An 8,582-nucleotide genomic window follows, 5' to 3' on the forward strand; every position below is an offset into this window, starting at 1 on the left:
ATGTTCGTGAGAAACTCAGTCTTGGCTGCGCTTGCGGCCTCCGCCTGAACCCGAAGCTGGGACGCTACGGCCAGGGCAAGTTCCAGCTTACGGTTACTCATCTGTAACTCCCGTTCCGCCCGCTCACGCTCAGCAATTTCGATCTCAAGCTCTTCATTCGCCTTCAGCAGTTTGTTTGTGCGCTCTTCCACCCTAAGTTCAAGTTTATCCCGAGCCCTCTTTAATTCATTTTCGGCCATCTTACGAGGCATAACGTCTTCCATTACTGCCAGACATCCTTCAACGTATCCCTGCTCATTCAACTTGGGAGTAAGAATGATTCTGAGATATATTTCCTTCCCCCATTTGTTAGTGTAAAAAAGTTCGGTGTCAATTGGCCTGTTCTCTATCATACAAGCTCCGAAGAGGTCAGAGATCCCAGCCTCTACCATATGTGGAAATGTTAGCACGTTTATTGTCTTTGTAAGCTGTACACCGGGGGAGCCAAGCGTCTGAAGGAAGAAGCGGTTAACTTCGATGACTTCCCCTTTTGTGTTTACCATAAGTATACCAATAGGTGTGTGATCAAACAGCATACGGTATTTGCGTTCGGATCGTTTTAGAGCTTCTTCGGTTTGTTTACGGGCCGTAATGTCCCTGATTACAGTAATAAGATGGTCTACACCGTCAAGTTTGATCACCGAAGCGGACATGAGAGCGTGTTTTATGGTTCCATCTTTTGTAACGAAGTCAGCTTCTAGGTTATGACATGTCCCTGTTTCTTCTATATCTTTAAAAAGCCTGTTTCGGTCATCCAAGTTAGCCCACATCCCAAAATCTAGTGAGGTTTTGCCAACAACCTCCTCTTCTGTATATCCGGTGATTCGTTGGAACCCTTGGTTTACAGATACGATTTTGCTGTCAAAGAGGCGGGTAATAGAGATGGAGTCGGGACTGAGGTGGAAGGCCTTATGGCACTTCTCTTCGCTGGCCCTCAGTATTCGTTCGGTGAGTTTCTGCTGGGTTATATCTGAGATGAAGCCTTCGATATAACCATCAGTGGTTAACCTGATAGTCATATCAGCATCGAGGATAATACCTTGTTTGGTGCGAATCTTTTGTTCAAACGAGGTCCAATTGGGGGTGGCTTGAGTGACCTTTTCGATTAGCATCTGCCGATCAGATGACTGTTCATACAAAGAAGCCACTGATGACAGATTTACTTCTTGAATCATGGATTCAGGAGATTTATACCCAAACATATTCGCAACATAGGTGTTTACTGCTAGGAGTTTTCCTTCTAAGGTGACGCGATATATGCCTACTGGCGCGTTTAAGAATATGTCGGAAATCATTTATTCAATCTCTCCTGGATGCGGCTCACAGGTCGATGGTTCAAAGTGTATTTCAGTCTCTCGATCGATGCATGTCTTCAAGACATAGCCAGTGATCCTAATTTTCTCCCTTTGACGGCTTTAAACAAGCCATCTGGAGAAGCGAAAAAAGGTCAAGCGCAAATTATCGAAGGCTCTCCTTCGAATCTGCGACGACCGTCTTTTCGTGTGGCCGGTAGTGTGTTCAGAGAAGGTCAACAGGGGTCGTGGGTATGGCTGAAAAGAACTTGAATGGCTAGGTTTCGAGACGTTTGCGTTCTTCGCTTCTAATTTCTTTTCGGAGTAATTTCCCAACCTTGGATTTTGGCAGCATGTCCCGAAATTCTATATATTGAGGAATCTTGTACGCCGGAAGTCGGTCCCGGCAGAATTTCGTCAACTCATAACCGGCGACGCCTTTGACATCCTTTTTAAGCACAACAAAAGCCTTGATTCGTTCGCCCACTTTTTTATCCGGAATGCCTACAACGCATGATTCTATTACAGCAGGGTGCTCTTGAAGAACCGCTTCGACTTCAGACGCGGAAACACGGTAGCCCTTGTGTTTTATAGCGTCGACGGTTCGATCAACAAAGTAAACGAAACCATTTTCGTCCTGCCGGACTATATCGCCCGTTCGGTACCAGAGCTTTCCATCTATCGTTACAAAGGAAGTTTCGGTCTCTTCAGGTTTGTTAAGATAGGCTGACACCATTAGTTCCGAATGTACCAGCAATTCACCTGGGTCTCCCAGGGGAACGTCGTCTACCCCTTCCTGCTCGGTGATCCTGATTTGCTTGCTTGGAACGCTTAATCCCATTGCCATTGGAGGACTCTCACGATCCGTCGGGCACATGATGACCCCACCGCACGTTTCCGTAGCTCCGTAGCCCTGATAAACCGGCATGTGGAATTTGTCCGTCCATCGTCTCGCAACATCCTGAGGCAAGACATCTGCAGCGGAAAAACAATAACTCAAGGATGAAAGGTCATATTGATCGACGCGATCGTGTTCCAGGATCATACGATAAAAAGCCGGAACCCCGACAAGGCTCTTTGCCTTTAATTTCTCAATTGCGTCAAAAAAGGCGTCCAGATTTACCTTGGGGAACACAATCATCGTCCCGCCGCCAACAATTATAGTGGCTAACGAACATGTCTGCCCCGCTATGTGGAACAACGGTGAACCCGCAAGGATCACGTCCTCGTGCTTTGGGAAAAGCGGATTTCTAACATCAAGCTGTTCTTCCGAAGAGACCAGAAACAAACCATGGCTCATAGGAACGCCTTTAGGATGCTTCGTAGTGCCACCGGTATACATAATCTGGGCTATATCCCGATCAGATGAATCAGGCTTGGGAGCCGGCCTGACCCCTCGTTTGATCACGTCGCTCATGGAACACACTTGGGAGCTTTCTTCCACTTTGCCTTTGGGCGCTTTATCAGCAAATAAATCAAAGACCTTCTTCCACCAGGGCAGTAATTCAATTAAACCGGTAAATATAACCTGTTCAAGTTGAGTGTCCGGCATAGCCTGTTTTACGTATCCGTAGTTACGATCAGAACAGATAACGGCCTTCGCGCCTGTGTCGTTGGCCATGTATTTCAAATCAAAAGCGGTGTATATGGGGCTGATGGGAACCGGCACGCCTCCGAGTCTCTGAATTCCCAACCAGCAAACGACGAACTGAATTGAATTAGGGATGTACATCAGGATGCGATCGCCTTTTCGTATCCCCATTTCATATAAGCCCGCCGCGAATTTTTCCGACAGATCCAGCACTTTTTTGTAGGAGTAAGAGGATCCAAGAAAGTATACCGCTGTTTTTTGCGGATATTTCTCGGCCATCGCAGAAAAGGCCCCGTATATTGTCTGATATTTTAAGACGGACATGTTTCAAACACTTCCAGACATAAATAACTGCGCATCAGACACCAAAATAGGCCCCCTTGACTTCCGGATTTTCCATAAGTTCGAGGCCTGACCCATCAAGTGTCAACATGCCATTCTCGATTATATATCCATGATCTATCATGGGTAGAATGGGTCTCGCGAATTGCTCGGATATTATGATCGTAAGGCCGGTTTCAACGCTGATCTTCTTGATCGCGTCAACCAGGGTCGTTTGCATCATAGGGCTCAAGCCAAGTAAAGGCTCATCGAGAAGCAACAAACTAGGTTTGACAACCAGCGCCATACCTATTGTCAGCATCTGCTGTTCACCACCACTTAAAAAACCCGCCTTGCGCCTTTTAAGCCTTACCAGGGTTGGGAAAAGCTCAAATACATAATCTATGGCTTTCCTGACTTCTGCCTTTTTTCGCAAGTAACCAGCGATCCGGAGATTCTCCAGAAGATCGGATTCCTGAAATATCGGGTGACGTTCCCGGCAGAGGACCATTCCCCTCTTGACTCGTTCACTGGGATAGAGGTCTGTTATGTCTTCGCCATTAAAAACTATTTTTCCGTATATCGTAATTCTTTCTCCGCCTTTACGCTGCTCCTTGAGCTTGGTATCGATGATCAAACCTGACAACGTGTTCATGAGCGTTGTCTTGCCCGCGCTGTTGGAGCCGATGACAGCTACGATACCGCCAGGCTGAACGTTCATGCTGAAATCGTTCAACGCGACGGCGTTTTCGTAGAAAACCATAAGATTGGAGATTTCCAGCATTTATTCTGAACCCAAATAAGCCTTTCTAACTTCCGATCTTTCCATTACTTCAGAAGGTATCCCATCAGCGATTACACTGCCATAATTCAACACAACGACCCGGTCCGCAATCCGAAAAAGTTCCCGCAACCGATGCTCGATCATGATCACGGTCTTACCTTCCGAGATGAGTTTTTCAATTATGGGAACAATACTTGCCAATTCCGCTATGCTCAGCCCAGAGAACAACTCGTCAACTATAATCAGGTCCGCTCGAAGAGCAAGGCACTTGGCCAATTCCAGCCGCTTAAGGTACCCATGAGGCAAACTCCCGGCGGCTTTGTATGTTACTGCGGATTCCCGTTCAAAGCCCACTTCTTCCAGGTAATCTTTCGCTACAGCGTCAAGATCACCGTATTGACCTCCGGACAGCGCCTTGACTCGGGGCGAATACAGGGGGATGATCAAGTTTTTGAATGAAGGCAGTTCAGCAAAGGGTCGAATCATCTGAAATGTTCTGGCTATGCCGACTCTGGCGATTCGATATGGCGCCCAGCCGTTAATCTCTTTGCCCTTGTACACTATCTTGCCTTGATCCGGCTTCAGGAACCCCGTTATGAGATTGACAAGAGTGGTTTTTCCTGATCCGTTCGGGCCGATTACGCCTAGCAATTGCCCTTCATGAAGATCAAAACTTACACTGACGACTGCTTTGACACCCCCAAAGCTCTTGCTAATGTTTTCGACTCGCAAAACGGGGTCTGCGTCATTTTGACGTTTATTCTGATCATTCATTTGTCAACTTCGACCCATCTTTCGAATTGCTGATACTTCCTCTGGATGTAGTGGAAAATACCTTCTGGTAAAGCGACAATAAAGACCACCAGGAAAAATGAATACAGCACTATTCTCAACCCTCCGATGCCTCGAAGCGCTTCAGACAGGGGGACGAGAATGAAAGCGCCGATAAAGGAGCCTGCGAAGGTTCCCATGCCTCCTACGACAGCCGCGGATATAGGCAGAATTGAATAGTCAAGCGCAAAAGAAGGCATGCCTACAAACCCGTAAACATGGGTTAGAAAAGCCCCGCAAAAAGAGCCTACACACCCTGTTATAAACAGTGCCTGAGCCCTCATCCAATAGATGTTGATTCCAACGCTCATAACAGCTCTGTCATTGTCCTTTATAGCTTTGAGGACAAGGCCGTAATCAGTTGTGACCAGACGTCTGAAGGCGAACAGGGCAAAAAGTGTCACGAAAACAATCACGTACGATTCCACAAAGGGATTGGCGAACGCCTTGATACCGGTTATTCCTTCTGTGCCTCCAAATATGCCCGCGGCCTCAATGATACGTTCCAGCATCAACGGCAAAACGAGGGTCACCATGGAAAAGTAGACGCCTCGCAACCTCAGGACCGGCGTTAACAGGACCGTGCAGATAAGTCCTCCCAGAATCGTAGCAATTGGGAGATCGATCCAGATAGGCACTCCGAGGATTTTGTTCGAAACCCCTGCGATATATGCTCCGACGCCAAAAAACAGGGCCTGGCCAAGCGATACCATTCCGACGCCGACAAGAAAGTCCCAACTCATTGCAAGTAGCGCAAAAACACACGTGGAGATCAAGACTTTCTGCCAGTAAGAAGGCAGAACAAGAGGCAATATGATCAGCAAAAGGACCGGCGCAAGTGGTGGAACAGCCACATAAAGCATCTCGCGAAACGAGTTCAGTGAGAACACGTCGTCGGATCTGGCTTTGATCCCTCTGTCTATTCTTTCCTTTCTCTTTTGTTTCACGTGAGCGCCACTCTCAAAGCATCGTTATTATTCTCAATACATGAAAATTCTATATTCGTTCTTCCAGTTCTTTTTGTTTACCAAGAAGACCGGAAGGCTTGACCACCAGTATCAAAAGAATTGCAATCAGAGATATGATCATTTTCCAATGCGGGCCGGACAATATGTCAGTCATTATCTGAGCGTATCCAATGAGAAATGAAGCCAATACAACGCCAACAGAACTCCCCAGCCCACCAATTATACATACCGCCATTGCGTTTATCAGAACATCATATCCATCGTTCACAGCGATCGTTCCACGGGGCAGTATCAGTATTGCGGCTACGGCTGCCAGGCCGGACCCGAACGCGACACTCAATCCGGCAATTCGATCTGAATTGATTCCTAGAGACAGGGCAGTATGCTCATCCTGGGCGATGCCCCGGAAAGCAAGCCCAATCTTTGTATAGTGGGTAAATAGATAAAGGCCAATGGCCAAAACTATGCCAACGCCAACGATCCAGATCCGCTGATAATCCACGTAGGTATTGCCGATGAGTAGACTGCCATCAGTAAATACAGGAAGAGTGTATTCGAAGCCCGAGAATCCAAGGTAACGAAAAAGTTCGAGAATTATTAAACCAACGCCGAAAGTGGCTATGACTTCTGAAATTACAAGGCCACGAACTCGGAGCAATACGAAGCGATACATTGCGGCTCCGAGAAGAGCCGTCAAAAATACCGCAATCGCAGCGGACAGAAAGAATGGAAGCGCCAGTTTGTTTAACAATAGCCAGGATGCGAACCCTGCGAAGATGTACATAGCACCGTAGGCAAAGTTCGATACACCGCTTATACCAAAGGTCAAGCTGAAGCCCAGGGCTGTCAGAGCGAGTATTACACTATTGATAAAGCCGTAGATTAAAGCGACTTCCCACATGGCCTCGTTCCTTGCTAACGATAACTTTCCGAGAATTTACGCCCCGAGGACGAATTGACGCTCTCAGGGCGTATTCAAATCCTAGCCCGACGTAACAATTGAACCTCGTGTCTATTTCTTGGCCGCTTTCATCCATTCCGGAAGGACTACTTTCCCTTCCGCTATGGATTTAGGGAACACAATTACCCTTTTCCCGTCATCCGTCCACTGATAGACACAACCAGCGGCGGTCTCTTTGGGATCAGCTCCGTATATTACCTGATTACCTTCGTTGAATTTTATTCGTCCAATGACCCCTACTCGATCGGTTTTCTTGATTTCATCGGCTACCTTGTCAGGATCAAGTGAACCGGCCCGTTCAACCGCCTCGGCAAAGATATAAACGGAGTCATAAGAAGGAGCGGGACCATGTCCAGCTTCCATAGGAACCCCAAACTTTTTTTGATAATCATTGTAGAATTTGGTTGCTGGAGGATATTTTTCGACAGGGATGGCGCTACCTAATTCAAAATTGGAGTTGATCAGGCCGCCGATTTTACCTTCAAAAATCTTCCAGGCCCCCGGACCAGTCATGGGTGAGATGAATCCGCAAAGCATTCCGGGTATCTTTTGTGATTTCCATTGTTTTAGCAGGATTCCACTCTGGGGCATATCAAATATCGGCATTATAACTTGAGCGTTTTTCATCTTGGCCTTCATCAAACCGGGTGAAAAATCGGAAGCTCCGGTCGGATACGTCTCTGACCCCACGAGTTCAATGCCCATTTTTGAAGTAGCGACTTTGGTCACGCCTTGGCCGGTCGCCTTTGCCCACAGTACATCCTGAGTCATGACATAGAGTTTTTCGAAGCCAAATTCTTCTTTCATGAACCCCAAGGTCTGAGCAAGATAGCCAACCAGAGACTGAGCGTTCAGACAAACTCGAAAACAATGCTTGTATTTGACTGGGTCTTCCTTGACCTTTTCTTCGAATTTTGGAGACATAGCTATAGTCTCCAGAAGCGGTACCTTATGCTTCGCTATGATGTCCATACCCGCGAGAAGTGATTCGGACCTGAAGGGGCCGACCAGGATTGCGTTAACCTTTTTCTCGGTGATAATTTTTTCCAGACCGAGCAGAGCCTCAGAAACCGGGACACCTGCAGAAGCGTCTCTTAGATCTGAGACAACAACCTGCAAAAGTCTTTTTTCCTGACCAACTTTGACTCCACCTTTGTCGTTGATCTCATTAACGGCCATCTGAACGGCTTTAATAGATTCCTTTCCCTCGATCGAGGTTTCAGCGGTCGGAACGCCGATCAATATCGGATCAGCAGCGTACGAAGGCGCCAATAACAGGATCGATAACATACCGATCATGAGGTTAGCCATTAAAAAGAGCCTTTTCATGCCAACATCTCCTTTCGTGAGAGGATACACGAGCGTCAAGCGGACGAACTTGACGAGCAGGTGATCCTGGTTTTCCTGAACCAATAATAGATTCGTCCGAACCATTTTTTGATTTAAGTCGTCATCCCGGTCTAAAAGGAGCTTTAATCGGTGAACGAAATTACCGTATATTTTCTGATTCGTCAAAGACAGTATAGTGAAATATTGTTAGAGTAGTAGAAATCAATAGGAACGAGCCTGATTGGCACAAATAATTCTCAGGATCATGTGACGGCACACATATCCGTTTATTAATTCGACGAGTATAGGTGAAACAAAACAAGAAAGCAATAGTCGTAGACCAAAATCCACCACGCGATTTTGGCGGGGAGTGATTCTCGGCTTTTTCACGACCGTTGGAGGGCTAGCCTTGGTTTTTCGTCGGGTCGACAGACCCAAGACTCAACTTTTTAAGGGTCTGTATCCT

The 8,582-nt window shown here is 46.9% G+C and carries 7 protein-coding genes; all 7 read right to left on the bottom strand.

Translation table 11 applies throughout. The annotated features are described in order from the left end of the window. Positions 1–1,334 (bottom strand): PAS domain S-box protein (locus WC647_19815; protein ID MFA6224552.1); only part of this gene is annotated, 1,334 nt, incomplete at its 3' end. Positions 1,335–1,608: 274 nt separating this feature from the next. Next, positions 1,609–3,246, bottom strand: a complete 1,638-nt coding sequence (locus tag WC647_19820) for a class I adenylate-forming enzyme family protein (GenBank protein ID MFA6224553.1) — start codon at positions 3,244–3,246, stop codon at positions 1,609–1,611. 34 nt (positions 3,247–3,280) lie between these two features. Beyond that, positions 3,281–4,027: an ATP-binding cassette domain-containing protein gene (locus tag WC647_19825; protein ID MFA6224554.1), complete on the bottom strand. Its 747-nt coding sequence runs from the start codon at positions 4,025–4,027 to the stop codon at positions 3,281–3,283. Then, positions 4,028–4,801, bottom strand: coding sequence for an ABC transporter ATP-binding protein (locus WC647_19830; GenBank protein MFA6224555.1), 774 nt, complete (start codon positions 4,799–4,801; stop codon positions 4,028–4,030). After that, on the bottom strand, positions 4,798–5,805 hold the full coding sequence (locus WC647_19835; protein MFA6224556.1) for a branched-chain amino acid ABC transporter permease: 1,008 nt from the start codon (positions 5,803–5,805) through the stop codon (positions 4,798–4,800). The genes WC647_19830 and WC647_19835 overlap by 4 nt, the downstream gene beginning before the upstream one ends. A gap of 49 nt (positions 5,806–5,854) precedes the next feature. Next, complete coding sequence (locus WC647_19840) at positions 5,855–6,727, bottom strand: branched-chain amino acid ABC transporter permease (GenBank protein MFA6224557.1); 873 nt, start codon at positions 6,725–6,727, stop codon at positions 5,855–5,857. A 111-nt stretch (positions 6,728–6,838) separates the two neighbouring features. After that, the gene (locus WC647_19845) at positions 6,839–8,116 is read right to left on the bottom strand and encodes an ABC transporter substrate-binding protein (GenBank protein MFA6224558.1); all 1,278 of its coding nucleotides are present in this window, start codon (positions 8,114–8,116) and stop codon (positions 6,839–6,841) included. Between the last annotated feature and the right edge of the window lie 466 nt (positions 8,117–8,582).

The sequence above is a fragment of the Desulfomonilaceae bacterium genome, assembly GCA_041662605.1.
Taxonomy (GTDB): domain Bacteria; phylum Desulfobacterota; class Desulfomonilia; order Desulfomonilales; family Desulfomonilaceae; genus CAJBEZ01.

Bases quoted from the DNA above. Each gene is read 5' to 3' on its own strand.
- WC647_19845 (MFA6224558.1), bottom strand. From the start codon at position 8,116: ATGAAAAGGCTCTTTTTAATGGCTAACCTCATGATCGGTATGTTATCG.
- WC647_19840 (MFA6224557.1), bottom strand. From the start codon at position 6,727: ATGTGGGAAGTCGCTTTAATCTACGGCTTTATCAATAGTGTAATACTC.
- WC647_19830 (MFA6224555.1), bottom strand. From the start codon at position 4,801: ATGAATGATCAGAATAAACGTCAAAATGACGCAGACCCCGTTTTGCGA.
- WC647_19825 (MFA6224554.1), bottom strand. From the start codon at position 4,027: ATGCTGGAAATCTCCAATCTTATGGTTTTCTACGAAAACGCCGTCGCG.
- WC647_19820 (MFA6224553.1), bottom strand. From the start codon at position 3,246: ATGTCCGTCTTAAAATATCAGACAATATACGGGGCCTTTTCTGCGATG.